The organism is Bradyrhizobium sp. UBA2491, assembly GCF_002341725.1.
GTDB lineage: Bacteria > Pseudomonadota > Alphaproteobacteria > Rhizobiales > Xanthobacteraceae > Bradyrhizobium.
Genome location: NZ_DDOP01000015.1, coordinates 12,420 through 39,031 on the forward strand (window position 1 = coordinate 12,420; position 26,612 = coordinate 39,031).

Genomic DNA, 26,612 nt, shown 5'->3' on the forward strand with positions numbered 1-26,612 from the left:
CGCGGATGTAGCGGCCGGCGCGCGCTTTGGAAAGAGAGCGATCCAGGCGGCAGTGGATAGCGGGAGTTATCCGCGAAACGGCGCGGCGGCGGCCCGGGCCGCCGTCAGCAACGCTGATCCTGACGCTACTCCTGGCTCGCGGCCGCCGGTGCGCTCGCAGCCGCTGGTGGCGCCGCAGGCGCAGGTGCAATCTGGACCGGGCGCTTGGCGACCGGCGCCCGCTTGGGCGCAGGCGCTGCCGCAGCGCGCGCTGGCGGCGGTGCAGCGGCAGCCGGCTTCGCCGGTTCCGGCGTCATGATGCTGACCGGCGGCGTGTTCGCCGAGCTCGGAAACTCCGCGTTGGTCGGCTTGCCCGTGGGCATCGACGGCGGCAACGCCGCGACCAGGCCGGCGGCCGAAGGCGCGGCTCCGGTCGGCGCGCTCCAGGATGCCGCGTAGCGCGTGATCAGGTTCTCGTAGGTGCGCTCGTTCATGTTGGCGATGATCTGATGGTTGTCGCCAAGCGCGCGGAACGCCGGGCACGCGGTCGGCGTGCAGCGGTCGCGCGCCATCAGCGCGTAGGCCATCAGCCCGTAGCGGTCATGCTCGACGGCGCGGCGCAGCGACTGCAATTCGGTGGTGGTGGTACGCTCGGCGGTTGCGAGGTCGCCATACGCCGTCAGGCGCGAGATCTGCGCGGCCGCGTAGCTGACCGCCGCCGCGGCCGAGTCAGATGTGCCGAACAGCACCTTCTCGCAGGCATTGAGGACGGCATCTCCGGCGAGGTCGTCGATGCAGGCCAGTGCCGGCACCGTCTGGCCGGTCAATTGCGCCGTCCGCGTCTCGGCTTGGGCTGCCGCCTGCCCGCCTGGCGCAAAGCCCCGGATCGTGGCGGCGACCGCAACGGCGATGGACAGCAGCGTGATGACGGTCAGCGCGCCGTTGGCCACGGACTTCTCCGCACGCAGCAGCGTCACCAGGACGACGATTCCAAAAAAGCCCGCTGCGGCCAGCGTCAGCCACATCGGAAAGGTCGGCGAGCGCCAGATCTCATCCAGCGAGGAAGCCCAATTCATGCGCGATGTCCCTCAACGCAACGTAAGCACAACCGGCAATGGCGAACACCGCCATCCCGGTATCCGGCCTACAGCACAATGGGTCTGCGAACGGGGCCTTTTGACGGCGGCGGCGCGGAACCGCGCTCCAGCCACCAGCTTGCGCACAACAGATCAGGACAGCGCGAGCTGACTCTCCTTGGCCACGCGTTCGAAAGCTTCGGTCGAGCTCTTGATGCGGTACTGGCAGTCATCGCCGTCGGTCGGCAGCAGGCGGATCACCTGATAGGTGCCGCTCGCGGCTGGGCGCGCCACGTTGCTGGCTGTGAAATAGACGATCTCGCCAATCGAGTACTTGTGCTTCAACGCCCTCTCCATTTTTTTAGAGATTGCTGGCTGGGCTGACAGTCCCGATAGCTCCGGCCGGCATTTTGAGAACCCTGCGGCAAGCTAGCACATCGCGCTGCCCCAAATCCAGCAAGATTGGGGCATGGCGAAGGTGCGATTTTGCAGGTTTTTCAGGGCGATAGGCAGCAATTTGCGTGCCAGCCGGAAATTGCCCGCCGGGTTCACCTGGAACCCGGTTCCACCGGTTCAGGCGGTATGCGGCAACTTGCCGTTCGGGCTCGCGCTGTCGACCGCACCGGGAAGCGCCTGGGCCAGCACCTGAGACAGCTGGTCGACCGGAATGTTGAACCTGGCGGCGAGTTGCTTGACCGTGTCGCTGCCCAGCACCTGCTGGAGCTGCTCGGCCGTGATCGGCAGGTTCTGGCCGGTGCCGATCCAGGATTTGACCTGATCGCCGAGCCCGGCCTGCTCGAGCTTGGCGACGATCGCGGACAAGCCGCCCTGCCCGCCATTGCCCATCACCTCGCCGAGCACCGCGGGGATCACGGCCGCCCCGAGTTGGCCAAGCATGCTTTTCAGCTCCGGCGAATTCTCCAGGGAATCGAGTATGCCCATGGTCTAAGTCCTTTCACGACTTGCAAAACCGGTCCTCGGGATTCGACGCCTTTGGCCCCGCGGCGTCAAGCCGCGATCTTTGCCGCCGCTGTCACAATTCGGCAGCGCAACAGCGTTCAGACGGTCTCGAATCGCTCGATCCGCAGCGTCTCGGCCAGACCATCCCGGGTCCATTCCTGGAACGCCGGCAGCGCCATCATGGCATCGACATAGTGCTGGGCCTCGGGCTTCACCGGGATCGCATAGGTGCGGAAGCGATGCACCACGGGAGCGTACATCGCGTCGGCTCCGGAGAATGCCCCGAACAGGAACGGTCCCCGCCTGCCATAGCGCACGTAACACTCGGCCCAGATCTCCTGGATCCGCGCCACATTGGCCCGCGCGTCATCCGACAACGCGATAGCGCTGACGGGGCGGTGCAGGTTCATGCCGCACTCGCTGCGCAGCGGCACGAAACCGGAATGCATCTCGGCCGAGATCGCGCGGGCATGCGCGCGCGCGGCGCGGTCCGAAGGCCACAGCTTCGCCTCGGGAAATTTCTCCGCGAGATACTCGATGATCGCGAGCGAGTCCCACACCGTGACGTCGCCGTCGATCAGCGTCGGCACCTTGCCGGCCCGGCTGAAGCCGAGGATGCGGTCCTTATCGGCCTGGTCGGTGTAGAGCGGGATGAAGACTTCCTCGAACGGGATGTCATTGGCGCGCAGCGCCAACCAGGGCCGCATCGACCATGACGAATAGTTCTTGTTGCCGATGACGAGCTTGAGCATGTCTTGGGGAATCCTGTTGCCGCACCAGTTTGCCATAGTGCATTGCACGCGTTCAACCTGTACATGCGGGATGTAGCGCGGCGCGGTCCGGGCGCCGCGCATTCACGAAGGAAGGCATCATGACCGGCTATTGGGTCGACATCCTGGCCGTCGGCTTCTTCGCGCTGGAATGGCTGGTCTACGCCGTCACGCTGGAGCACACCGCCTATGGGCGCGACAGCCTGTCGGCGCGGATGCATGTCTATCGCGAGATCTGGGTAAGGAACCTGCTCCACCGCGAGGCGCGGATGGTCGACATGCAGATCATGGCGTCGTTGCAGAACGGCACCGCGTTCTTTGCCTCCACCAGCCTGATCGCGATCGGCGGCGCACTGGCGCTGTTGCGTGCGACCAATGACGCGCTCGCAGTGCTCGGCGCATTGCCGGTCAACCTCTCGCCCTCGCCCGCCCTATGGGAGATCAAGTGCATCGGGCTGATCCTGATTTTCATCTACACCTTCTTCAAATTCGCCTGGGCGTATCGCCTGTTCAACTATGTCGCGATCCTGTTCGGCGCGATGCCGCCGGCCGGGGAACGCGATACACCGGAGGCCGAGGCCCATGTGATCCGCACCACGCGGCTGTTCGAGACCGCGGGCCGCCACTTCAACCGTGGCCAGCGCGCATTCTTCTTCGCGCTCGGCTATCTCGGCTGGTTCCTCAGCCCGTGGGTGCTGTTTGTCACGACGGCCGCGGTCGTAATCGTGATCTGGCGTCGGCAGTTCGCGTCGAACGCATGGCAGGCGATGGGAAGCTGAAGCGAGTTTACGCCTACCCCGCGAAATCGCGCGGGGTGAAGTCGAGGTCGAGCACCTTCCATTCGCCGTAGCGATCCCTGGGCAGCATCGCATAGGGCTGGCAGGCTTGCAGCGCCTCGGTCGCGCCTTTCAGCAGCAGCGGCCCCTTCTCCGACGCCGTAGCCTCGATCAGCAGGGGCGGCGCGGCGAGCTTGCCGTCGGGCTTCATGAACACCCTGATCTTGATCCTGACGTCGTCGCCTGTGCTCACCGTCGACGGCAGCTTGAGGCAGCTCCTCAGATGGCGGCGAAATTCGGCGACCACGCTGGAGCCGATGTCGGCCTGCTCGGTCGCTGCCGCGTCGAAATTGTCCTTGCCGGGACCAGGACCGGACGGCGTGTCGGCGGGAGGCTTCACCGAGATGTCCGGCGGCAAGCCAAGCACGACATTGTATTTGACGGACAAGTCCGGTTCGGGTTGCGCATAGGCAGGCTGCTGCGGCGCGGCCGCTTGCTGCGGCATCGGCGGTGGCGAGGCCGGCATCGGCGGGACTGCCGGCGTCGGTGGCGGCGCTGCCGCCGCATGCTGTGGAGCCGGGCTGGCCTTGGGCGCCGGCGGCGTGGCCTGCTTCTGCGCCGGCTGCGGCGGGCTCGGCTGTGGCGCGGATGCCTGTGCTGCCGGTTCGGGCTTATCGGAATTGACTGGCTTGTCGAGCGACGGCAATTGCAATTCGGGCGTCGGCGACGGGCTCGGCACCGGATCGGGCTCGGGCTTGATCTCGGTCTTGGCGACCTCCTGCGGTGTCACGATCTCGACCGGCACCGTGTCAGCGGCGACGGGATCGAACTGATGGACTTCCGAATAGAGGAAAATCAGCGCGAGCAGCATCAGGTGTACGAACACCGACGCCATCATATCCGCATAAGGCCGAAACTTCATCCCGCTCGATCACATCAGTGACGTCTCCCCGCCGGCGACAATACCGGCCGGGCCCTGCCTGCCTCAATCCCAATTCGGTCCAGAACCGTAATCGGCCAGCGGGCAATAGCATGATCTGCGCCCCGCGCCCGGCCTTTTCCTAAGGATCATGCTCGAATGAAGACCCAATTCCCCGTCGGCTATCATCGTGAGACGGCGCCGGACATCGCCGAAATCTCGTGCATGTCCTCATCCGACAGCTCGAAACCGAAGACGTCGAGGTTCTCCTGAAGCCGCTCCAGCTTCGAGGTGCGCGGGATCGCGGACACATTCTGCTGCACCAGCCAACGCAGGCAGACCTGGGCAGCGGTCTTGCGATAGCGGTCACCGATCCGCGCCAGTGCCCGGTCGTTCTTGATCCGCCCTTTCGCGATCGGGCTGTAGGCAACGAACGCCATGCCGTGGCCTGCGCAGGCCTCCACCACACCGGCCTGGTCGAGATAGGGGTGATATTCGACCTGGTCGCAGGCAAGCGGCTCCGGGCATGCTGCCACCGCCTCCGCGAGCAGCGCCGCGTTGAAATTCGAGACGCCGATATGCCGCGCCAACCCGGCCTGCCTGACCCGCGCCAGCGCGCCGAGCGTGTCGGAGAGCGGCACCTGCGGATTGGGCCAATGCAGCAGCAACAGATCGACCTCGGTCATGCGCAGCCGCGCCAGGCTCTCCTTGGCGGAACGTTCGAGATCTTTCGGCTTGAAATGCGTGGTCCAGACCTTGGTGGTCAGAAACACATCGTCGCGCTTGATGCCGGAGGCGCGCAATCCCTCGCCGACCTCGCGCTCATTGTCGTAGATCTGCGCGGTGTCGATGTGGCGGTATCCGAGCCGCAGCGCCTGCTCGACGATGCGGGCGCAGGTCCGGCCGCGCAGCTCCCACGTGCCGAGCCCGATCGCGGGGATTTTGGCACCGTTGCCTTCGACGAGATTCATGCGCCCATTATGCGCGCATGACGCTGACCTGCCAACTCACGTATCGGTTCCGCGGTGGATGGCCGCGGCGGCTCACGGCTCCGGCTGGTAACCGTCGGTCAACGTCTTCAGGAAGGCGATGATGTCGGCTTCATCCTGCGCCGTCATCGCGGGCGTGTCGCCCAGATGGCGCTCGAAGGGCGGATCGCTGACGTCGACATTGGCGTGATATTTTTCCGGCAGATCGTCGTATTTTCGCACCGTTCCGTCGGCCCCGCGCGGATACACCTTCTCCGGATTGGTATCGCGGAAGTTATAGAAATCCAGCACCTGCTCCAGGCTGCGGAACACGCCGTTGTGGAAGAACACGCGGCGCGTTGCGGTGTTGCGCAAGGTCGGCGTCAGAAACATGCCGCAATATTGCGTCTGCTCGGCGATGTCGGTGCGGTACGGGCCGCAGACCCCGAGATCGAAATAATTGGGATCGCGGTTGCTGGTGAGCGTGGCGTTGCGCGGCGCCCCGAGCGCCTCGAACTGATGATCGGTGAACAGTGGCGGCAAGCCATCGCGGGTCGGCGCCGACGTATGGCAGCCGCCGCAATTGGCCTTGTCGGGATCGTTGAACAATTGCAGGCCGCGCAACTCGGCTTCGCTGAGCCGCGCCTTGCCCTCGAGCCAGTAGTCGAACTTGCTGGTATAGGGATGGAAGCTCGGCTCCTCCACCTGATAGCGCGCGACGGCGAACATCGCCTCCGCGACCAGCAACCGCCGGTTATCGAAGATGTGAGCACCGAACAGTTCGGCAAAGCGCGGGGCATAGTCCGCCTGCTTCAGCTTGTCGGCCACCACCTCCATGCTGCCGCCATCCATCTCATTGGGGTCGAGCAGCGGAAAGATCGCCTGGTCCTGTAGCGTATCGGCGCGGCCGTCCCAGAACAGGCCGCCCTGCGGCACGATGTTGACCGCCGCGGCGGACGTCTCGGTCGCGACCTTCTTGGCGCGCGTGGCCTGCTGGCCGAGCGCGGCCATCTGCGCGAGGTCGACGACGTTGTCGTCCTCGTCCTTCTCCGGGCCGATGCTGAAATTCGGGAGACGTTCGTGATAGGTCAGCGATGGCACGGCGCGCGTCCCCTGCCGGGACAGCGCGGGCCCGCCATGCATCACCGCGGCATCATCCGGCGCACCATAGGCGTGGTCCGGGCTGTGACAGGACGCGCATGACAACGCGCCCGACGAGGACAGCGAAGCATCGTAGAAGATCTTCTGGCCGAGTTGCGCCATCGCGGAAAGCGGCGCGACCGGCGGGCGCCTGAGTTGCACCGGGTTGGGGTTCTTCCCCACCAGCCCTTGCGTCTCGACTGCCGCAACGGCGCCGGCCATGCAAAGCAGGCCGGCGCCGAGGAGCCACGAAATGCGGCGGTTCATCTGACGTCCTGTGATCCCAGGGCGTTAGTGGTTGTGGTGATCGTCAGACGGGCTGACGATGACCGTACCCGCGGTCGGATCGAGGAACAGCTTGTTCTGCCGATCGTCGCCGTGATCGAAGTCGAACATGTCCATGATCGATTCGACGCCGTCGTCGAACGAGCCGCCGCCCAGACGCTGGCCGCGCAGCCAATTGTCTTCGACGAAGCGCACGACGGAGGCCTGCGAGATCCGGGTGTGGCTGACGAAGTTCTGCTTGGCGTAGGGCGAGATCAGCAGGAACGGAGTGCGCGTCCCGGGACCGCAGCGACCATTCACCGGCTGGCCGTTGAGGCCCTTCGGCTGCGTCTGCTTGCCGACGCCGAGGCCGCACTGGCCGGGACCGTTGACCTGATCGGCGGTCGGATCATACGAGGCGCTGGTCGGCACGGCATAGGCGTGGTCGTACCAGCCGTCCGAGTCGTCATAGGTCACGATGACGGCGGTCTCCCCCCACTCCGGCTGCTGCTGGAGGAAGTTGATCAGCTCGACGTTGCCGACCTGCTCGTCGAGCGGATCGGAGTTGCCGGGATGACCATCCTGATAGGCCGGCATCTTGATGTAGGAGACGGCCGGGAAATTGCCGGCCTTCACCGCGGCGTAGAAATCCTCGAGATCGTAGCCGTGGTTGGCCGGATCGACCGTCTTGCCGTCGGCGGCATAGGTGTGACCGATCGCATTGGTCGAGCTCGGCCGCAGATGATACGGATTGGCGGTCGACTTGTAGTACTGGAACCAGGCGTGGTGCGGGATGTAGTCCACGATGGTGCCGCCGACAGTGCTGGAGAAGGTGCTGCGCGCGCAGCCCACCGTGCCATTGGTATTCCGGAGCGTGATGTTGAAGCCGCCCATGAAGCTGCCCCAGCTGATGTGTTCAGCGTTGAGCAGGTCGCCGATGTTCTTGCCCGTCAACAACATCGTGCTGGTCTTGCTCGAGCAGAGGTCGTAGGCGGGATCGGTGTCGCCGATCAGCGTCAGGCCGCCCTGGCCGTCGGGGACCGACGACGACGTGCCGACGATGTTCTGCACGCCATTGGTTTGTCCGGAGATCACCTCGATCGCGCCCGGCGTCGACGGACCGTAGGTGTCGGTATAGTTGTTGTCGCTCATGGCGAAGTTCTGCGCGTAATTCCAGAACGCGGTGACGGTGTTGCCGTCGAAATAGCCCATCACCTGACCGTTGGTGCCGAAGGCACCGACGCCACCTGAGGTGCCGCGTCCGGTGTATTTCGGAAACAGGTCGGCCTTGCCGTTGTCGTAGGCCTGCTGCTCGGGCGTATAGGCGTGGTTCTGCGACTTGGTGTTGGCCTGGGTGCGGTCGAGGCGGAACGGATTGGTCGCTCCGGTCCCGTTGGCCGGATTGGTGTTCGGGTTGTTGACCAACAGGTTGGCGTTGGCGAGGTTGTTCACCTTCGGCGTATGCGGCTTCGGCACGAAGGGAATCGAGCCGGTCGGGTTGGCCGCGTTCGGATAGGTCGCGAAGTAATGATCGAAAGAGCGGTTCTCGTTGAAGATCACAACGAGATGCTTGATCGGTGTTGCAGTTTGAATGTCATGCGGATGACGATCATGACCGTTATCGTCTTGAGCCGGCGCCGGAGCGCTGCTCGCGATCGCCGCAGCGATCACACAAAATCCGACCGTTGAAAGGAATTTCACCTTCACCTGTTGCCCCATTTTTTATTTTGCAGATTTATGACGTCGACATGCGACAGATTATCCATCGCTGGTGACAGGGCTGTGTCGGTTTTGTGCGATCAGTGCATGATCGCGATTGATCGTCATCGCGCGATCGCTTCACGCGTCATCACTCGCGAACGAATGATGGATCAAGCCGCCGATCGGTGACGCAATGCGCGCATCACTGCTCCATCTGTTCGCGCGCATACTGGGTCGGTGACAGTCCGACGTGGCGGGTGAAGGCGACGCTGAACGCGCTGGCAGAGCCATAGCCGACGCGCTGCGCGATTTCGGCGACGCCGCCGTCGCTTCCGCGCAGCATGTTCTTGGCCATCGCCATGCGCCATGCCAGCAGATATTCCATCGGCGCAACGCCGACCGCGCGGTTGAACCGGTCGAAGAATGCCGAGCGCGACAGCGCCGCCTCCTTCGCCAGTTGCGCCACCGTCCAGGCCCGCGCCGGGCTCTCATGCATCCGCCGGATCGCGACGGCGAGCCGTTCGTCGGCGAGCCCGCGCACCAAGCCGGGCGACGCCGCGGTGCCGGCGGCCGAACGCAACGCCTCGATCAGGAGAACCTCGAGCAGGCGGGCGAGGATCACCTCGCGCGCCGGACGCTGCTCGCGGAATTCGTCGCGGACGAACTGCACGAGGGTCGCGAGCCGCGGCTCACCGCGCACATGCACCAGTTGGGGAAGCAGCGACACCAGCAGGGCGGCGTCCGGCGAGGCGAAGCTGCAATGGCCGATCAGCATTCGCAGATCGGTCGGACCATCCTGATTGCCGATCCTGAACTCGCCATTCGTCAGCGCAACAGGCACTGTCTCGGCGAGCACCGATGGCGGCGCGAGGCTCGACATCGCGACGCCATGCGCCGCGGGGACCAGGATGAAGTCGCCCGAGCGCAGCTCGATCGCCTCGTGGACGTCGACCACGAGGCGGCATCCACCCTCGAGCACCACGCAATAGAACGGCTGACCGGCATCGGAGCGGCGGATATGCCAGGCGCCCGCGCCGACGACGGCCTTAGAGAACCGCGCCCCGGGTTGCAGCAGCGCGACCACCTCCGCGAGCGGGTCGACGACCATATCCGGACTCCTGCAAACGACTTCTGGACCTTCAAATATAGAGCGTCCGGCAACGGACACTTATCGTCTGTGTCAGTCAAATCACTTCCCTTCAAGGCTCCTCATGAAAACCATCTTGATCACCGGATGCTCGTCCGGCTTCGGACTGGAAACCGCGAAATACTTTCTCGATCGCGACTGGAAGGTCATCGCAACGATGCGCACGCCGCGCGAGGACGCGCTGCCGCGCTCCGAACATCTGCGGCTGCTCGCACTCGACGTCACCGATCCCGGAAGCATCCAACGCGCTATCGCGGCGGCGGGGGCGATCGACGCCCTGGTCAACAATGCGGGCTTCGGCGCGGCTTCGCCGTTCGAGGCCACGCCGATGACGACGATCCGCGAGCTGTTCGAGACCAACATGTTCGGCACGATGGCGCTGACGCAGGCGGTGCTGCCGCAGTTCAGGCAGCGCCGGGCCGGCGTCGTCGTCAATGTCACCTCGAGCGTGACATTGAAGTCGATCCCCCTGATCGCATCCTACACCGCGACCAAGGCGGCGGTGAATGCGTTCACCGAGTCGATGGCGATCGAGCTCGCGCCGTTCGGCGTGCGCGCGCGCCTGGTGCTGCCGGGACGCTCGCCGGAGACCCGCTTCGGCGACACCGCGCGCACCCGCATGCAGGGCCTCGACCACGACGCCTATGCCGAACTCGTCAAGAGCACCTTCGCACGCTTGACCGAGCCGGGGCCGATCACGCACGCGCGGGACGTCGCCGAAGCGGTGTGGCGCGCGGTGACCGATCCGTCGAGCCCGATGCGGATCCCCGCCGGCGCCGACGCCGTGATGTGGGCCGCGGAAGGCCGAAACTAGGATGGAGGTTACCATGCTGGACAAGATCGACGACAAGCGCATCGCCCTGGTCACCGGGGCCAACCAGGGCATCGGCCGCCAGATCGCAAAGGATCTCGTTGGACACCGCCTCATCGTGCTGGTCGGCTCGCGCGATTTCGCACGCGGCAAGGCTGCGGCCGACGAGATCGGCCCTGGCGCGCATGCGCTGCAACTCGATGTCACCGATCAGGCCTCGATCGCCGCGGCCGCGGCGCGCATCGGGGAGGAATTCGGCCAGCTCGATGTGCTGGTCCAGAACGCGGCGATCTCGAACACGCGAAAGCGGCCGGACCAGTCCGTCGCGGACTATGCGGCGACCACCCGTCCGAGCAACGTGGCGCTCGATGAGATGCGCGCGGTGTGGGAGACCAATGTGTTCGGCGTGCTCGCGGTCTACCAAGCGATGCTGCCGCTGCTACGCAAGGCACCGGCGGCACGCATCGTCAATGTGTCGAGCGGCGCCGGCTCGCTGACGCGCAACGCCGACCCTGCCAATCCGCATCGGCCGATCTTCGGCCCGGTCTACCCCGCATCCAAGACCGCGCTGAATGCGATTACGCTCGCGATGGCGATCGAGCTGGAAGGGACCGCGATCAAGGTCAATGCCGTCTCGCCCGGCTTCACCAGGACCAACCTGAACAATTATGCCGGCACGGAGACCGTCGAGGAAGGCGCCCGCGAGGCGGTGCGGGTCGCCCTGCTCGGCCCCGATGGGCCGACGGGCACCTTCACCCACGCGACGCTCGGGGCGCTGCCCTGGTAGTCGCCCCGCCTCACTCCGCGGCGGTCCGGATCTCGATCTTCTCGGCCCGCGCCGCGCAGAACTTGAACTCGGGAATCTTGCCGAACGGATCGAGCGCCGGGTTGGTCAGGAGGTTCGCGGCCGCCTCGGCGTAGCAGAACGGCATGAAGACCATGTTCTCCGGCACGTCGCGGTCAGCGCGCACCTTGACTTCGATCGCGCCACGCCGGGTTTCCAGGCGAATGAAATCGCCGGGCCACAGGTTCTTGCCCCGCATGTCCTTTGGCGACATGAACGCCACCGCCTCAGGCTCGATCTGGTCGAGCACCTGGGCGCGGCGGGTCATCGAGCCGGTGTGCCAGTGCTCGAGCACGCGTCCGGTCGACAGCACCATCGGGTATTCGGCATCGGGCAGTTCGTCCGGCGGGATCACCTTGGCGGGCACGATCTTGCCGCGGCCGCTTGGCGTCGGGAAACCGGTGGTGAAGATGATCTCGTTGCCGGGCTTGTTCGGGTCGTCGACCGGATAGGTTACGGCACCCTCGCGTACCAGCCGCTCCCAGGTGATGTTCTTCAGCGACGGCATCAGTTCCGCCATCTCGGTGAAGACGTCGCCGGGGCCGGCGTAATTCCACGGCAGTCCCATCCGCTTGCCGATCTCCTGGATGATCCAGAGGTCCTGGCGGGCATCGCCCGGCGGCTTGATCACCTGACGCGCCAGTTGCACGCGGCGGTCGGTGTTGGTGAACGAACCGTCCTTCTCGGCAAATGCCGATGCCGGCAGGATCACGTCGGCGTGGAACGCGGTCTCGGTGACGAACAGATCCTGCACCACGAGGTGATCGAGCTTGGCCAGCGCCTCGCGCGCGTGCTGCAAATCCGGATCTGACATCGCGGGATTCTCGCCCTCGATATACATGCCGTGGATCTGGCCGGCGTGGATCGCGTTCATGATCTCGACGACGGTGAGGCCACGCTCGGGATCGAGGTCCTGGCCCCACAGCTTCTCGAACGCACCGCGCATGTCGTCGCGCCCGACCGGCTGATAATCCGGCAGGAACATCGGAATCAGCCCGGCGTCGGAGGCGCCCTGCACGTTGTTCTGACCGCGCAAAGGATGCAGGCCGGTGCCGGGCCGCCCGACCTGGCCGGTGATCAGCGCGAGCGCGATCAGGCAGCGCGCATTGTCGGTGCCGTGCACGTGCTGGCTGATGCCCATGCCCCAGAAGATGATCGACGATTTGGCGCGCGCGTAGGTCCGCGCCACCTCGCGCAGCGTCTCGGCGGCAATGCCGCAAATCGGCGACATCTTCTCCGGGGTGAAATCGACGATCTTGGCCTTCAGATCCTCGAAGCCCTCGGTATATCCGGCGATGAACTGCTCGTCGGTCAGCCCCTCGGTGATGATCGTGTTGATCATCGCGTTCAGCATCGCGACGTCGCTGCCGGGCTTGAAGGCGAGATGCGCGGTCGCGTGGCGCGACAGCGTCTGGCGGCGCGGATCCATCACGTAGAGCTTGGCGCCGCGCTTGGCCGCGTTCTTGATATAGGTCGCCGCCACCGGATGGTTGACGGTCGGGTTGGCGCCGATCACCCAGATCACCTCGGCATCGGCCGCGGCCGCGAACGGCGCCGACACCGCGCCCGAGCTCAGGCCTTCGAACAGCGCGGCCACCGACGAGGCGTGGCACAGCCGCGTGCAGTGATCGACATTGTTCGAGCCGAGGCCGGTCCGCACCAGCTTCTGAAAAAGATAGGCCTCTTCATTGGAGCCCTTGGCCGAACCGAACCCGGCAAGCGCCTTGGCGCCCTTCTCGTCCCGGATCCTGACCAGCCCGTTTGCAGCGATGTCGAGTGCTTCCTCCCACGACGCTTCGCGGAAGTGGGTGTAAGGGTTCGCCGGATCGACCTGATCGTTGGCATCCTTCCTGACGCCGGGCAGCCGCACCAGCGGCCTGGTCAGGCGGTTGGGATGGTGGATGTAGTCGAAACCGAACCGGCCCTTGACGCAAAGCCGGTTGTGGTTGGCGGGACCATCCCTGCCCTCGGCATAGATCACCTTCTCGTCCTTGACCTGGTAGGTCACCTGGCAGCCGACGCCGCAATACGGGCAAAGCGAGTCGACCTTCCTGTCGGGATAGGTGACGCGGGTCTGCATGTCGTCGAGCATCACCGCCGGCATCAGCGCGCCGGTCGGGCAGGCCTGCACGCATTCGCCGCAGGCCACACAGGTCGATTCACCCATCGGGTCGTCGAAGTCGAACACGATCTTGGCGTCGTGATTGCGATAGGCCATGCCGATGACGTCGTTGACCTGCACCTCGCGGCAGGCGCGGACGCAAAGGCCGCACTGGATGCAGGCGTCGAGATTGACCCGCATCGCGGGGTGGCTGGCGTCGGCCTGCCAGCGCTCCGCCGCCGGGAAGCGGCTCTCGGTGACGCCGGTCTTCTCCGCCCAGTGCCAGAATTTCGAATCCGGATCGTGCGAGGTCTCACGCGCCGGCTGGTCGGCGACCAGCAGTTCCATCACCATCTTCTGCGCGGCGACGGCGCGCTCGCTTGCGGTCTTCACCTTCATGCCGACCGCCGGCATGCGCTTGCAGGAGGCCGCAAGCACGCGCTCGCCCTCGATCTCGACCATGCAGGCGCGGCAATTGCCGTCGGGCCGGTAATCGGGCGCCGGCGAATAGCACAGGTGCGGGATCTCGTTGCCTTGCCGCTTGGCCACCTGCCAGATGGTCTCGCCGGGATTGGCCTCAACCTGCTTGCCGTCGAGTTCGAATGTGATCCTGGTCATTCGGCAGCTTCCTTGAACTCGTCGGGGAAGTATTTGATCACCGAGGTCAGCGGATTGGAGGCGGCCTGGCCCAGGCCGCAGATCGACGCATCGCGCATCGCCTGGCTCAATTGATCCAGCAACTCCTTGTTCCAGACCGGCCGCTCCATCAACTGCGCCGCCTTCTGCGTGCCCGCGCGGCACGGCGTGCACTGGCCGCAACTCTCGTCCTCGAAGAAGCGCATCAGGTTCAAGGCCGCCAGGCGAACGCTGTCCTGCTGCGACAGGATCACGATCGCCGCCGAGCCGATGAAGCAGCCATATTTCTCCAGCGTGCCGAAATCGAGCGGGATGTCGTCCATCGCGGCCGGCAGAATGCCGCCCGAAGCGCCACCCGGCAGATAGGCGTGGAAGACGTGGCCGTCGGCCATGCCGCCGCAATGTTCGTCGATCAGTTCACGCACCGTGATGCCGGCCGGCGCGAGCTTCATGCCGGGATTCTTCACCCGGCCGGAGACCGAGAAGCTGCGCAGCCCATGCCGCTCGTGACGGCCGTGGCTCTTCCACCAGTCGGCGCCCTTCTCGACGATGTCGCGCACCCACCACAGCGTCTCGATGTTGTTGATCAGCGTTGGCAGGCCGAAAAGCCCGACCTGGAATGGGTATGGCGGCTTGTGTCGCGGCAGGCCGCGCTTGCCCTCGATGCTCTCCAGCAGCGAGGATTCCTCGCCGCAGATGTAGGCGCCGGCGCCGCGCCGCAGGTGCAGCTTCGGGCCGCCGGCGGGAAGCCGTGCGATCTCGCGTTCCAGAATCTCGCGTGCGGCCGGATATTCGTCGCGAATGTAGATGTAGACCTCCGCCGCGTCGACGACGTGAGCGCCGATCAGCATGCCCTCGAGGAAGCGATGTGGATCGGTCTCGAGATAGTAGCGATCCTTGAACGTGCCGGGCTCACCCTCGTCGCCGTTGACGGCCATCAGCCGCGGACCTGGCTCGCCGAGCACCGCGCGCCATTTGCGGCCGGTCGGAAAGCCGGCGCCCCCGAGCCCGCGCAGGCTCGCATCATCGAGCGACTTGAGCAGGTCTTCCCTGGCAAGCTCACCGCTGCGCAGGCGGTCGAGCAGCGTGTAGCCGCCGTCGGCGACATAGGCATCGTAGCCGCTATAGGCCGGCAGATGCATGTGTGTGTCGTCGGCCTTCGCCGCCGCCAGGACGTTGGCGACCGTAGCGTGGTCGACGAAATTGTGCCCGACCTCGGCTGTCGGCGCGGTGTCGCATCGTCCGACGCAGGGCGCGCGCACCACGCGGATACCGGGACCGGCCTTGTCCTGCAATTCCGCGAGCAACCGCTCCGCCCCCAGCATGGCGCAGGTCAGGGAATCGCAGACCCGGATCGTGAGCGGCGGGATGTCCGCCTCGCCCTCCTTCACCACATCGAAATGCGCGTAGAAGGTCGCGGTCTCGAACACCTCGGCGAACGACAGCCGCATCTCGTCGGCGAGTGCGGCGAGATGCGCGGCCGAGATCTGGCGGTACTTGTCCTGAATGAGGTGCAGATACTCGATCAGCAGGTCACGACGACGCGGCTGGTCGCCGAGCAGTGCCTCGACCTCATGCGCCGCGACCGGATCGACCTGGCGGCCCTTCGGTGTCGCCTTTGCCCGTTTCCTTCCCTGGCCCGGATGTTCGAATGGTCGGACCTTGTGGACGTCTTGGCTCATGGAAAACCCGCGAGAATGCGTCTGTTGTCCAGAGTCTAACCGTTGGCATGCCAGTGGCAAGCAGATTTGGAATGAGTCTAGAGTCTAAGGACGAGACGTCGCACGCCGCTGCGCACGCGTTGCCGTTTTCCTATCGATCCCGGTTCGCCATCGGGAACGCTACAGCAGCGACGCATAGCCGAGGAACCCGACACGGTCGCCGGGCGCGACCTCGACGACGTCCTCTCCCAACTCGATCAGGCCGTCGGTCTCGACCAGCGACGACAACAGGCCCGCGCCTTCGCGAGGAAACTTGACCGCCTCCAGCGCACCATCATCCGCCTTGCGCAGCGAGGCGCGGACGTATTCGCGGCGACCGGCCTTCTTCCGATAGTTGAAGGCGGCCCTGACCGGCATCGGCAACAGCGGCGACACTTGTGCGCCGCACAGCGCCAAAATGGTCGGACGCACCACATGGACAAAGGTGACGAAGCTCGCCACCGGATTACCGGGCAAGCCGATGAAAGGGGTGCCGGCAATGACGCCCATCGCGACCGGCCGACCCGGCTTGATCGCCATCCGCCACAGCACCAGCGATCCCGCGCGCTCGACGCTGGCCTTGACGTGATCTTCCTCCCCTGTCGAGACCCCTCCCGTCGTCAGGATCAGATCGTGGCGCTGCGCCGCCTGCCGCAAGGCGTCCGCCAGTGCCGTGGGCTCGTCGCGCAGAATGCCGAGATCGCCGACCTCGCATCCGAGCCTTCGCAACATCGCCATCAGCATGAAGCGATTCGAATCGAATAGCTGCGCGGCCGCGCGCGGCGAGCCCGGCGCGGCCAGTTCGTCGCCGGTCGAGAACACCGCGACCCGAAGCCGGCGGACCACGTCGAGCCGGATCAGCCCGTACGCCGCGGCCAGCGCGATGTCCTGCGGACGCAGCCACGCCCCGGCCTTCAACGCGACGTCACCGCTCCGAATGTCTTCACCGGCGGGCCGCACATTCGCACCTGGCTTGAGCCCGGCCGGCAGCACCACGCGCCCGGCCTCGTCGATGCGGACGTCCTCCTGCATGTACACGGTGTCGGTACCGGCCGGCATCGGCGCGCCGGTAAAGATCCGGACCGCATGACCGGGCTGGGCCACCTCCGCTTCCGCGCCCGCCGCGACACGGCCCTTCAGCGGGACGGCGAGTTCCCGGCCGGGCGGCAGCATCGCGTGCGGAACCGCATAGCCGTCGACGGCGGAGTTGGTGAATGGCGGCAGCGGCAGCGGCGCAGGGATATCGTGCGCAAGGATGCGACCGTCGGCCTCGACCAACGGAACCGACTCGGTCTCACCGACCGCCTGGACGCGGGAAGCGATGATGCCAACGGCTTCGTCGACCGACAGCATCGGTCCGCCGAAGGCGAAGCAGTCGTCCGATAGCTGGGCCATCCCGCGATTTCGATCCTTCGTCCGTCAACCGAACCGACGACGCTTCTCGTTGATATGGGTGGTCCCATCTCGATGAGAAACGCTGTAGTGAAACCCATGCCGTGCTTATATCTTCCTGGCATGGTTGTCATGCCGAAGAGGCGTCCCGCGTGCTCGAGAAAACCCCAGCCCCGCTGATCGTTCCCAATCCGGACGATCCTCGCTTGACCGAGCGCGTCGCGGGGATCGACCAGACCGGCGCCAAGATCGAAACCAAGGTCCCGGTCGAGCGGCCGCTGACGCTGTACCTCAATGCGCAGGAGATCGTCACGATGATGACGATCAACGACTATCCCGAGTATCTGGCGCTCGGCTATCTGCTCAACCAGAACATGCTCCGGTACGACGACGTCGTCACCGAGGTCGAATACCATGACGATCTCCAGGTCGTCGTGGTGAGGACCGAACACCATACCGACTTCGAAGCCAGGCTGAAGAAGCGCACGCAAACCTCCGGATGCGCGCAGGGCACCGCCTTCGGTGACCTGCTCGATGCGTTCGGCAGCGTCGCACTGCCGCAGGCGACGCTGCGGACCTCCTGGCTGTACCAGATGACCCACGCCATCAACACGATGCCGTCGCTCTACCTCGAGGCCGGCGCGATCCATGGCTGCGTGCTGTGCAAGGCGGGAGCCCCGGTCTGCTACACCGAGGATGTCGGACGTCACAACGCCGTCGACAAGATCGCGGGCTGGATCTACCGGCACGGCGTCGATCCTTCCGACAAGATCCTCTACACGACCGGGCGGCTCACCTCGGAAATGGTGATCAAGACCGTTCGCATGGGAATTCCCATTCTGGTCTCCCGCTCGGGCTTCACCGCCTGGGGCGTCGAGCTGGCACGACAGGTCGGGCTGACCTTGGTCGGCCGCACCCGGGGCAAGCGCTTCCTCGCACTGTCAGGTGAGGATCGCATCGTCTACGATCAGGACCTCGACTATGTCGAGGAGGAATCCGCGCGGCACAAGCGCAAGGGCGAGAACGCCGATGACTGAGATACCCGGCGTGCTGCTAGCGGGCGGTCTGGCGCGGCGCATGGGCGGCGGCGACAAGCCGATGCGCATGATCGGCGGCCGCACCATCCTGGCGCGCGTCATCGCGCGTCTCGAACCGCAATGCGACGGGCTGATCCTCAACGCCAATGGAGACCCGGCCCGGTTCGATGCCTTCGGCCTGCCTGTGATCGCCGACGGCGTCGCCGACTATCCGGGCCCCCTCGCCGGCATCCTGGCGGCGCTCGACTGGATGGCCGACAACAGGCCACAGGTGAAATGGATTGTCAGCGCGGCCGGAGACTGCCCGTTCCTGCCGCGCGATCTTGTCGCAAGGCTCGATCAGGCGCGCGCCGCGGAGAATGCCGAACTCGCGGTCGCCGCCTCCGGCGACTGGACCCACCCGGTAATCGGGCTCTGGAGCGTGCGCCTGCGCCATGAGTTGCGGCGCGCACTGGTCGACGAAGGCCTGCGCAAGATCGACCGCTGGACCGCGCGCTATCCGCTCGCCACCGTGACCTGGCCGACCACGCCGGTCGATCCGTTCTTCAACGCCAACACCGCCGAGGACATCGCGGAGGCCGAGCGGCTGGCGGTGCTTGACGACGGTTAGATCGCGAAGGCATGGCCGGCAAGATTGCTGGCGCTAACGTTGTTATTTGCGAGCCTAATCCTTCATCCCGGTGATCGAGGCGCTCACCGCGCGGGGATCGCGTTGGGGCCAGCGGCCGCTTTCGACCTGCGACAGGAATTCGCCGACGATGCGGTTGTATTCGTCGGGCTCCTCGATGTTGATGGCGTGGCCACAATTTGGCATCACGGCGAGCGCGGCCGACGGGATGCTCTGTTTCATCAGGATGCCCGGCAGCAGGCACGGCCAGTCCTCGTCGCCGGTGATGATCAGCGTCGGCACAGTGATCCGCTTCATCTCCTCGACCAGCGTGTAGAGCGACGGACGCTCCTTCTGCACCCCCTGCTGGGTGTTGGCCGATCCGACCGCCGAATGCTCGGCCAGCATCGTCTTGAACTCGGCGTGGCCACGCGGATCCTTGTTCTCATACTGCACGCGGGTCGGCCCATAGGCGTAACGTTCGGCGAAGGCCGGCATGCCCTCCTTGCGGATCATGTTGGCGATGACATCAGCCTCGGCGCGGAACGTTTCGCGCTTGTCGAGCTCGGCGCCATAGCCGCAGCCGCCGATGCACAGCGACAGCGCCCGCGTCGGGTGGCGGATACCGAAATGCAGGGTGGCGAAGCCGCCCATCGACAGGCCGACGATATGTGCTTTGGGCGCGCCGATGTGATCGAGCACCGCGAGGATATCGTCGGCGGCGCGATTTTGCGAATAGGACGAGACCTGCTCCGGCACGTCCGACGGCGGAAAACCGCGCGCGTTGTAGGCGATGGTGCGGAAGCGCTTGCCGAAATGCCGCATCTGCGGCTCGTAGCTGCGCAGGTCGCCGGCGAATTCGTGCACCAGGATCACCGGATGACCGGATCCGGTCTCCTCGAAATAGAGCCGTACCCCGTCGTCGGTTGTCGCATAGGGCATGGTGGCCTCCTGCCTTCTCGCTTTGGTGTTACGGGATGGTCGCTCCCACCGGCGGCTTGGCGCGGGGCAGATAGGTGCCGTGCGCCTTGCTGCCGACAAGCGTGCCGTCGTCGACGACCACCTTGCCGCGTACCATGGTCAGCACCGGCCAGCCGGTGACCTCGAGGCCTTCATAGGGCGTGTAGTCGGAGCCGTCATGGATCAGCTCGTGGCGGATCGTCAGCTTGCGCTTGGGATCCCACAGCGCGATGTCGGCATCCGAGCCGACCGCGATCGTGCCCTTGCGCGGATAGAGCCCGTAGATCTTGGCGTGATTGGTCGCGCTGAAGGCGACGAAGCTGTTGAGATCGATCCGGCCCTTCACCACGCCTTCGGAAAACAGGATCGGCAGCCGCGTCGCGACACCGGGAATTCCATTCGGCACCCAGCGGAAGCTGGTGCGGCCCTTCGGCGCGAGCTTGCCTTGCGGGTCGTCGTAGCGGAACGGACAATGGTCCGACGAGAACACCGAGAACACCTTCTGCTGCAAGCCTTCCCAGCACGCCTGCTGGCTCGCGACATCGCGCGGCGGTGGCGAGCAGACGTATTTGGCGCCTTCCATGTTGAGCTGATCGAGGTCCTTCTCGGTCAGCATCAGGTATTGCGGACAGGTCTCGCCCATCACCCGCAAGCCACGCTGCTGCGCGCGCCGGATCTCCTCCATCGCCTCGCGGTTCGAGACATGCACGATCATGATCGGCACATCGACCAGTTCCGACAGCGAGATGGCGCGATGGGTCGCCTCGCGCTCGACCGGGATCGGCCGCGAGGTGGCGTGGAAGCGCGGCGCAGTGTTGCCGGCGCGCTCCAGCCGATCGGTCAGGAAGCGGATCGCGTCGAAGTTTTCGGCATGCACCATCAGCATGGCGCCGGTCTCGCGCGCCACCGACATGGTCTCGAGCAGTTCGCGGTCCGACAGCGCCAGCCCCTCATAGGTCATGAAGACCTTCAGCGAGGTGTAGCCGTCCTCGACCAGCGCCGGCAGCTCCTGGCCCAGCACGTGCTCGGTCGGATCGGTGACGATCAGATGGAAGGCGACGTCGACATGACATTCGCCGTCCGCCAGCGAATGATAGTGCTTCAGCGCCTCGCGCAGCGTCTGGCCCTTCTCTTGCAGGCAGAACGGCAGCACCGTGGTGTTGCCGCCGAACGCCGCCGAGCGGGTGCCGGTGGCGAAGCCATCGGCCATCACGATGCCGTCGCCGGACGGCTGGGCGAAATGGACGTGACTGTCGATGCCGCCGGGCAGCACCAGCCGGTCGGTCGCGTCGATGATCTCAGTCGCATCGCCGAGATCATGTCCGAGGGCTGCGATCTTGCCGTCGCGAATGCCGACATCGCAGGCAAACGTATCGGCGGCGGTAACGACGGTGCCGCCGCGAATGATGGTGTCGAAGGACATCAACGGGTCCCCTCTTTCGGTGCACGATGTTCGATGATGGCGGCGAGCGGTTCGGCCAGCCCGCGCGTCGGCTTCGGATCGGGACGGCGGAAGGTGCCGGCGACCGCCTTGCGCGGCTTCAGCACGGCCAGCGTCTCGGCCTGGCGCACCGCCGCCGCGACCGGGTCGACCACCGGCACCGCGATGCGGTCGCGAACCTTGGCGGCAAGCCCGGCGAGCGGCGCGCCGGACAGGATGACGACGTCGGCCTGGTCCTGCTCGACCGCCCGGTTGGCGAGCGCGACCAGCAGCTCCTCTTTCTCGGCCTGCACTTCCGAGATCGACTGGAAGCTGCCATCGAGCGTGCGGATGCCGGCGCAGCGCGAACTCAGTCCGTGCATGGCGACGCATTCCTCGTACCAGGGCGCCAGCGCGCCGGCGAAGGTCACGATGGCGAACCGCCGTCCGAGCATGCAGGCGGTCAGCATCGCGGCCTCGGCCAAGCCCACCACGGGAAAGGAGAACAGCTCGCGCGCGCCGAACAGGCCGGGATCACCGAACGCGGCGATCACGGCGGCATCGATCCCGGGGCCGGCCTCGGCCAGCATTTCCAGCGCGATCGCACCACCGATCTGGGCTTCGGCGCGGGTCGCGATATAAGGCACGCCGCGCATAGCGGTCATCGGCACCAATTCGGTCCCGGCCGAGGCCGCCTTGCTGCCGGCGGCATGGAGCAGATCGGTCACATCCCCCGTCGTGTTGGGATTGAGCAGCAGAATCTTCATTGCGGAACTTTCCTCGTCTTGCGGCCGCGCGGCGCGGCGGTCAGGTGCGCGGCCGCGGCGTCATCCGCCTTGCTGTCCAACGTCTCGGCGACGATCTCGCCGGTACGGCGGACGTGATGGGCCAGGATCTGCCCGGCGCGGGTCGCATCGCGCGCCTTCAGCGCGGCCAGGATATCCTGGTGCTCGCGCACCGATTCATCCCATCGCCCGAGCACCGACAGCGCGAAGAAGCGCGCGCGCTCGGCGCGTGCCAGCAGCGCCTCATGCGTCCCCTTCAGCACCGCATTGCGGGCGAAGCCGACGATCGCCGAATGGATCTGCTGGTTGACCTGGAAATAGTCGCGCAGCTCGCCGCGGCCATGATGCCACTCGATCTTGTCCTGCAACGCCTCGAGCCGCTCGAAATCGGCCGCTTCCATCCGCAACGCGGCAAGCTCGGCGGCGCAGCGCTCGATGCCGCTGACGGCCTCGAACAATTCGTTCAGCTCGGCGCGACGGAACGGCGCCACCACGGCACTGTGGTTGAGCCGGAGCTCGACCAGGCCTTCGCTCGCCAATTGCTTCAGCGCCTCGCGCAGCGGGGTGCGCGAAATGCCGAGCGCGTCGGACAGGTCCGCCTCGCCCAGCGACTGGCCCGGCGCGAGCTCGCCGCGCACGATCATGGTGCGCAGCCGCGCCGCCGCCTGCTCGTGCAGGCCGACCCGCGGCACGCGCAGGCGGCGGCGCTGCAACGCCGTCATCGCCCGCTTCGGTTCCTTGCTGCGCCTGGTCGCCCTGGTCTTCGTCTTGGCTTTGGTCTTGGCTTCAGTCACCGCTCGCCTTCATCGTCATGATCGCTGATCGTGTCATCGATGTGGATCGCGGCCGCCGCGCGCAGATCGGGGTTCGAGAACAGGCTGCCCCAGCCGTGCACGCAGGACGGATCGCAGCCGGCCGCGGCGAGCGATGCCCACAGCGTCACCGCGATCGAATCCAGCACCGGCACGCCAAATCCGCGCTCCAGCCGTTCGGCCGCGCCGGCGCCGCGCATGTTGGTGCAGAGCACGACGGCGACATCGCAGCCCTCGCGCACCACCTCCTCGATCAGGCGGGCGATCTCGACCTCGCTGACCTCGGCAAAGGAAAAATTGTCCTGCAAAGCGAGATGCCGCTCGGCGGGGCAATGCAACCCTGCCGCATTCCAGTTGGCGATGATCCGCTCCTGCACGTCCCGGCGATACGGCGTCACCAACCCGATGCGCTGTGCCCCGATCCGGCGCAGCAGGTCGCGGTAGGCCAGCACGGTGGTGCAGGCCTTGATTCCGGTCGCAGCGGTGATCTGCTCGCAAAGGCTTTCGTCGCGATCGAAGCCGAGCCAGCCAGCCGAGGTGCCGTTCCAGGCGATGACATCGACCTTGGCATGGGCCAGCAGCTCCGCCGCGCGCAGAATCTCGCTGGCGTCGAACTGGCGCAGTGCCGAGTCCGACAGCGCGATCTCGGTCACCTTGAAGCGCGAGAAATGCGCCGTGACGTTGGCGACGCCTGACAGCATCGCGCAGGTGATCGGCTCGAGCGCGGTGTTCGATGACGGCGTCAGCATGCCGAGCCGGACGGGACGTGTCATTGGCTAACCTCATCGGCCGGCCGAACCCTTCGCGGGTTCGGCCGCTTTCGTTCTAAACCGGGAGCTTGCGGCTGTAGTCGATCAGGGTCGAGCAAATCAACAGCGCAACGCCGGCGGCGGCAAAATACATCAGCGCCAGGAAATATGAACCGGTGGCCTGCACGATGAAGCCGACGATCAGCGGCGTGGTGATGCCGGCGATGTTGCCGCCGAGATTCATGCAGCCGCCGAGGAAGCCGGACTTGCCGCGGCCGGCCAGCGCCGACGGGATCGCCCAGTACATCCCGCACCAGCGCAGGAAGAACAGCGTGGTCGACAGCAGCACCACGACCGCGACCGCGTTGGTGACGTAGGCGACCAGGAAGATCGAGACGGTTGCCATGATCGCCGCGATCGCGAACAGGGTGCGGAACACGGTGTTGGGCGCACCGCCCCTCGCCCGCCAGTTATCGCCGATCCAGCCGCCGACCAGCTCGCCGACGAAGCCGGCAAAGAAGATGATGAAGGAGGCGCCACCCAGCGCCTTGATGTCGAAGCCGTGCACCTTGAACAGATAGGTCGGCATCCAGGTCAGCAGCCCATAGAAGGTGGTGTTGAAGAACATCCAGCCGAGGCACATGCACCACACCGAGCGGAAGCGGAAATAGGCCATCCAGCTCGCGCCCGAGGACGGCGGCGTCGCGGCGTCCTCGATCGCATGTGCCTCCTCGAGATAGCGCGCCTCGGCTTCGTTGACCGACGGATGTTCGCGCGGCGCGTTGCGGATGTAGTACCAGGCCCACAACCCGCATAGCATGGTGCCGACGCCCGCGATCACGAAGGCGACGCGCCAGGAGCTGAACGCCGCCATCAGCCAGGCGATCACGATCGAGCCGAGCGCGGCGCCGAGCGGCGCACCGCCGTCGAGCAAGGTCGCGCCGCGGCCACGCTCGGTCTGCGTCATCCAGATCGCGTTGAGCTTGCCGCCAGCCGGATAGATCGGCGCTTCCGACGCGCCGAGCCCGAGCCGGGTCAACAGCAGCAACATCCAGCTGGTCGACAGCGCCGCCAACGCCTGGAAGAAGCCCCAGAACAGCGTCGCGGCGGCGATCACGATGCGTGGCTTGAAGCGGTCGGCCAGCATGCCGCCCGGCACCTGCATCAGCGCGTAGGTCCAGAAGAACGAACTCAGGATCAGGCCCTGCATCGCCGGATCGATGTCGAACTCCTTGGCGATCACCGGCATTGCGACCGACAGCGAGGCGCGATCGATGTAGTTGATCGAGATCAGGAACAGCATCAGCAGGAAGATCTTCCAGCGCACGCCGGATGGCTTCGCCGTATCTGCCATTGCGATGGTCGACGCCTGATCGCTCATTGCTCGCTCCTCTGCCGGCAGATTGTTTTGCCCCTGGCGCGACCCTCGTCATTGAGGGTCATCGGCCTCTCCTGCCCCGCGCGAAGTCTGCTTCAACCGGATCGAGGTCACAAGCACATTTTGTATTCTGCATGCAACTTATATCAATACACTGATACAATTACATAATTTGTAGAACAAGCCTGATTTTCGATCAGCCGACGATGACGGATTGGGCGCGCATTCGCGCCGCGTTGGCTCGTCCGGGCCACCCACGGCTGCCGCAAAAAAAGCAGGTCGGCGCTCCGGTAAGAGCGCGGACCTCTTGCAGGCCGCCAATACGGATTGCCGGTCAGCGGCGAATGAAGGCCGCGACCACCGCGCTCGCGGTCGCGCAGATCGCGACCACCAGGAACACCAGCGACGTTTGGTTATGCTTGTCCATGAAATGGCCGATCATCGGCTCGCCGAGACCTGCGAACAGATAGGCGAAGAAGTTCATCACCCCGGTCGCGGTCCCGGCCCGCTTGTGGCCAACCAGATCCGGGCACAGTGCCCAGAACGAGGATTGCGGGCCATAAGTGAAGAAGCCGCACAGGAACAGCACCGTCATCCCGAGATAGACGTCCGACGTCGGGATCGCATACATGCACAGCGAGGTGACCGCGGCGAGCACCATGTAGAGCACGATGGCGAGGTAACGCCGCGAGCCGAACACCTTGTCCGAGACCCAGCCATTGCTGAATGCGCCGACCGCCATGCCGACCGGCAGCGCGATGCTGATCCAGCGCGGATCGATCACCGAGGTGGTGCCGGCCTTGGCCCAGTTGCTGCCGAGGAAGTGCACGGGCACCCACACCAGCAGGCCGTAGCGCGCGGCGTTCTGGAAGCCGATCGAGACACCGGCGACCAGCAGGCGCCAGTTCGACAGCACCGCCTTGTAGCGCGCGAGCGAACCCTCATTGGCGTCGATAGCAGCTTCGCTGGCCGCGACGTCGTCGGCCTCGTCATGCGGCGAGACAAAGCCCATGTCCTCCGGCTTCTCGCGCGCGATCAGGTAGAACGCGATGCCGCCGAGCAGCAGCAGCACGACCGGGATGCGGAAGATCCAGCGCCAGTCGAGCTGAAAATAGCCGACCACGACCAGCGAGGTGACGAACGACAGCACCGAGGCGAGACCGGCCGCGAAAGTGTAGAGCCCGTAGACCGTGCCGCGCTCGTGCCGGCCCCACCAGTTCGACAGCAGCCGGCTGCCCGGCGCCCATCCCATCGACTGGAAATAGCCGTTGATGCCCCAGAACGCGGTCAGGCTGACGATGCCGGTCGAGAGGCTGGTCGCCCAGTTCATGACGAAGGAGAGGATCGCGCCCGCGCTCATCACGCGGCGGCCGCCGAACTTGTCGCCGAGATTGCCGTTGATGGCCTGGCCGACCGCATAGCACCACAACAGCGCCGCGCTGGCCCAGCCGAGCGCCTCCTTGGTGACGCCGAACTCGGCCTGGATGCCGGGAATGGCGAAACCGAAGGTTTGCCGCCCGGTGTAGAAGAACAGATAGCAGAACATCGCCGCGAACAGCATCCGCCACTGCGCGCGGCGGAACGATGTCGCAAGCTCCGGATTCTGAACTCCGACCGAGCCGACGCCCGACGGACTGAACGTGATCGACATTGCAGCCTCCCCTGGTGATTGTTTTGTTG

The 26,612-nt window shown here is 65.7% G+C and carries 24 protein-coding genes; 5 read left to right on the forward strand and 19 right to left on the reverse strand.

The genetic code is table 11. From position 1 onward, the window contains the following. Positions 1-125: 125 nt before the first annotated feature. The 4 genes from B2W55_RS03870 to B2W55_RS03885 all read right to left on the reverse strand — a co-directional run bounded on the left by B2W55_RS03870 (position 126) and on the right by B2W55_RS03885 (position 2,767). Entirely contained in the window at positions 126-1,055 is a 930-nt protein-coding gene (locus B2W55_RS03870) for a hypothetical protein (protein ID WP_024581317.1), read from the reverse strand. A 153-nt stretch (positions 1,056-1,208) separates the two neighbouring features. Beyond that, on the reverse strand, positions 1,209-1,412 hold the full coding sequence (locus tag B2W55_RS03875) for a hypothetical protein (RefSeq protein ID WP_100555266.1): 204 nt from the start codon (positions 1,410-1,412) through the stop codon (positions 1,209-1,211). A gap of 216 nt (positions 1,413-1,628) precedes the next feature. Then, complete coding sequence (locus B2W55_RS03880) at positions 1,629-1,997, reverse strand: YidB family protein (protein WP_024581315.1); 369 nt, start codon at positions 1,995-1,997, stop codon at positions 1,629-1,631. Between the two features lie 116 nt (positions 1,998-2,113). Next, positions 2,114-2,767, reverse strand: a complete 654-nt coding sequence (locus B2W55_RS03885) for a glutathione S-transferase family protein (protein ID WP_024581314.1) — start codon at positions 2,765-2,767, stop codon at positions 2,114-2,116. Positions 2,768-2,886: 119 nt separating this feature from the next. Between B2W55_RS03885 and B2W55_RS03890 the strand changes: the two genes are divergently transcribed. Beyond that, a complete protein-coding gene (locus B2W55_RS03890; RefSeq protein ID WP_024581313.1) occupies positions 2,887-3,564 on the forward strand; it encodes a DUF599 domain-containing protein in 678 nt (225 codons plus the stop codon). 13 nt (positions 3,565-3,577) lie between these two features. Here B2W55_RS03890 and B2W55_RS03895 read toward each other — a convergent pair whose 3' ends face one another. The 5 genes from B2W55_RS03895 to B2W55_RS03915 all read right to left on the reverse strand — a co-directional run bounded on the left by B2W55_RS03895 (position 3,578) and on the right by B2W55_RS03915 (position 9,661). Next, positions 3,578-4,483, reverse strand: a complete 906-nt coding sequence (locus B2W55_RS03895; protein WP_024581312.1) for a hypothetical protein — start codon at positions 4,481-4,483, stop codon at positions 3,578-3,580. A gap of 182 nt (positions 4,484-4,665) precedes the next feature. Beyond that, positions 4,666-5,451 (reverse strand): aldo/keto reductase, encoded by a 786-nt coding sequence (locus tag B2W55_RS03900; protein ID WP_024581311.1) that lies wholly within the window; start codon positions 5,449-5,451, stop codon positions 4,666-4,668. 72 nt (positions 5,452-5,523) lie between these two features. Next, positions 5,524-6,855: a cytochrome-c peroxidase gene (locus B2W55_RS03905; RefSeq protein ID WP_024581310.1), complete on the reverse strand. Its 1,332-nt coding sequence runs from the start codon at positions 6,853-6,855 to the stop codon at positions 5,524-5,526. A 24-nt stretch (positions 6,856-6,879) separates the two neighbouring features. Then, positions 6,880-8,559 carry a phospholipase C gene (locus B2W55_RS03910; protein ID WP_024581309.1) on the reverse strand — a complete coding sequence of 560 codons (1,680 nt, stop codon included), beginning with the start codon at positions 8,557-8,559 and terminating at the stop codon, positions 6,880-6,882. Positions 8,560-8,755: 196 nt separating this feature from the next. Then, a complete protein-coding gene (locus tag B2W55_RS03915; protein ID WP_024581308.1) occupies positions 8,756-9,661 on the reverse strand; it encodes an AraC family transcriptional regulator in 906 nt (301 codons plus the stop codon). Between the two features lie 103 nt (positions 9,662-9,764). Here B2W55_RS03915 and B2W55_RS03920 point away from each other — a divergent pair, with 103 nt between their 5' ends. Then, a complete protein-coding gene (locus tag B2W55_RS03920) occupies positions 9,765-10,514 on the forward strand; it encodes an SDR family NAD(P)-dependent oxidoreductase (protein WP_024581307.1) in 750 nt (249 codons plus the stop codon). 13 nt (positions 10,515-10,527) lie between these two features. Further along, entirely contained in the window at positions 10,528-11,298 is a 771-nt protein-coding gene (locus B2W55_RS03925) for an SDR family NAD(P)-dependent oxidoreductase (RefSeq protein ID WP_029879116.1), read from the forward strand. Positions 11,299-11,308: 10 nt separating this feature from the next. Here B2W55_RS03925 and fdhF read toward each other — a convergent pair whose 3' ends face one another. The 3 genes from fdhF to glp form a co-directional block, all read right to left on the reverse strand. Further along, on the reverse strand, positions 11,309-14,074 hold the full coding sequence (gene fdhF / locus B2W55_RS03930) for a formate dehydrogenase subunit alpha (protein WP_024581305.1): 2,766 nt from the start codon (positions 14,072-14,074) through the stop codon (positions 11,309-11,311). Beyond that, the gene (locus B2W55_RS03935) at positions 14,071-15,774 is read right to left on the reverse strand and encodes an NADH-ubiquinone oxidoreductase-F iron-sulfur binding region domain-containing protein (RefSeq protein WP_024581304.1); all 1,704 of its coding nucleotides are present in this window, start codon (positions 15,772-15,774) and stop codon (positions 14,071-14,073) included. Before B2W55_RS03935 ends, fdhF begins: the two co-directional genes overlap by 4 nt. Before the next feature lie 159 nt (positions 15,775-15,933). Then, a complete protein-coding gene (gene glp, locus B2W55_RS03940; RefSeq protein ID WP_024581303.1) occupies positions 15,934-17,187 on the reverse strand; it encodes a gephyrin-like molybdotransferase Glp in 1,254 nt (417 codons plus the stop codon). Between the two features lie 149 nt (positions 17,188-17,336). Here glp and B2W55_RS03945 point away from each other — a divergent pair, with 149 nt between their 5' ends. Together B2W55_RS03945 and mobA are read left to right on the forward strand one after the other, a co-directional pair. Then, entirely contained in the window at positions 17,337-18,221 is an 885-nt protein-coding gene (locus B2W55_RS03945; RefSeq protein ID WP_024581302.1) for a formate dehydrogenase accessory sulfurtransferase FdhD, read from the forward strand. After that, the gene (gene mobA, locus B2W55_RS03950) at positions 18,214-18,831 is read left to right on the forward strand and encodes a molybdenum cofactor guanylyltransferase MobA (protein ID WP_024581301.1); all 618 of its coding nucleotides are present in this window, start codon (positions 18,214-18,216) and stop codon (positions 18,829-18,831) included. Before B2W55_RS03945 ends, mobA begins: the two co-directional genes overlap by 8 nt. A 54-nt stretch (positions 18,832-18,885) precedes the next feature. On the opposite strand, the gene B2W55_RS03955 is transcribed toward mobA, so the two are convergent. From B2W55_RS03955 to B2W55_RS03985, 7 genes are all read right to left on the reverse strand, one after another. Continuing rightward, positions 18,886-19,770 (reverse strand): alpha/beta fold hydrolase, encoded by an 885-nt coding sequence (locus tag B2W55_RS03955; RefSeq protein WP_024581300.1) that lies wholly within the window; start codon positions 19,768-19,770, stop codon positions 18,886-18,888. A gap of 28 nt (positions 19,771-19,798) precedes the next feature. Next, on the reverse strand, positions 19,799-21,211 hold the full coding sequence (gene hydA / locus B2W55_RS03960; RefSeq protein ID WP_200894407.1) for a dihydropyrimidinase: 1,413 nt from the start codon (positions 21,209-21,211) through the stop codon (positions 19,799-19,801). Next, entirely contained in the window at positions 21,211-21,975 is a 765-nt protein-coding gene (locus B2W55_RS03965) for an aspartate/glutamate racemase family protein (RefSeq protein ID WP_024581298.1), read from the reverse strand. The genes hydA and B2W55_RS03965 overlap by 1 nt, the downstream gene beginning before the upstream one ends. Further along, positions 21,972-22,787: a GntR family transcriptional regulator gene (locus tag B2W55_RS03970; RefSeq protein WP_024581297.1), complete on the reverse strand. Its 816-nt coding sequence runs from the start codon at positions 22,785-22,787 to the stop codon at positions 21,972-21,974. The genes B2W55_RS03965 and B2W55_RS03970 overlap by 4 nt, the downstream gene beginning before the upstream one ends. After that, a complete protein-coding gene (locus B2W55_RS03975; protein ID WP_024581296.1) occupies positions 22,784-23,578 on the reverse strand; it encodes a maleate cis-trans isomerase family protein in 795 nt (264 codons plus the stop codon). The genes B2W55_RS03970 and B2W55_RS03975 overlap by 4 nt, the downstream gene beginning before the upstream one ends. Before the next feature lie 52 nt (positions 23,579-23,630). Beyond that, the gene (locus tag B2W55_RS03980; RefSeq protein ID WP_024581295.1) at positions 23,631-24,935 is read right to left on the reverse strand and encodes an MFS transporter; all 1,305 of its coding nucleotides are present in this window, start codon (positions 24,933-24,935) and stop codon (positions 23,631-23,633) included. 331 nt (positions 24,936-25,266) lie between these two features. Beyond that, complete coding sequence (locus B2W55_RS03985; RefSeq protein WP_024581294.1) at positions 25,267-26,583, reverse strand: MFS transporter; 1,317 nt, start codon at positions 26,581-26,583, stop codon at positions 25,267-25,269. Between the last annotated feature and the right edge of the window lie 29 nt (positions 26,584-26,612).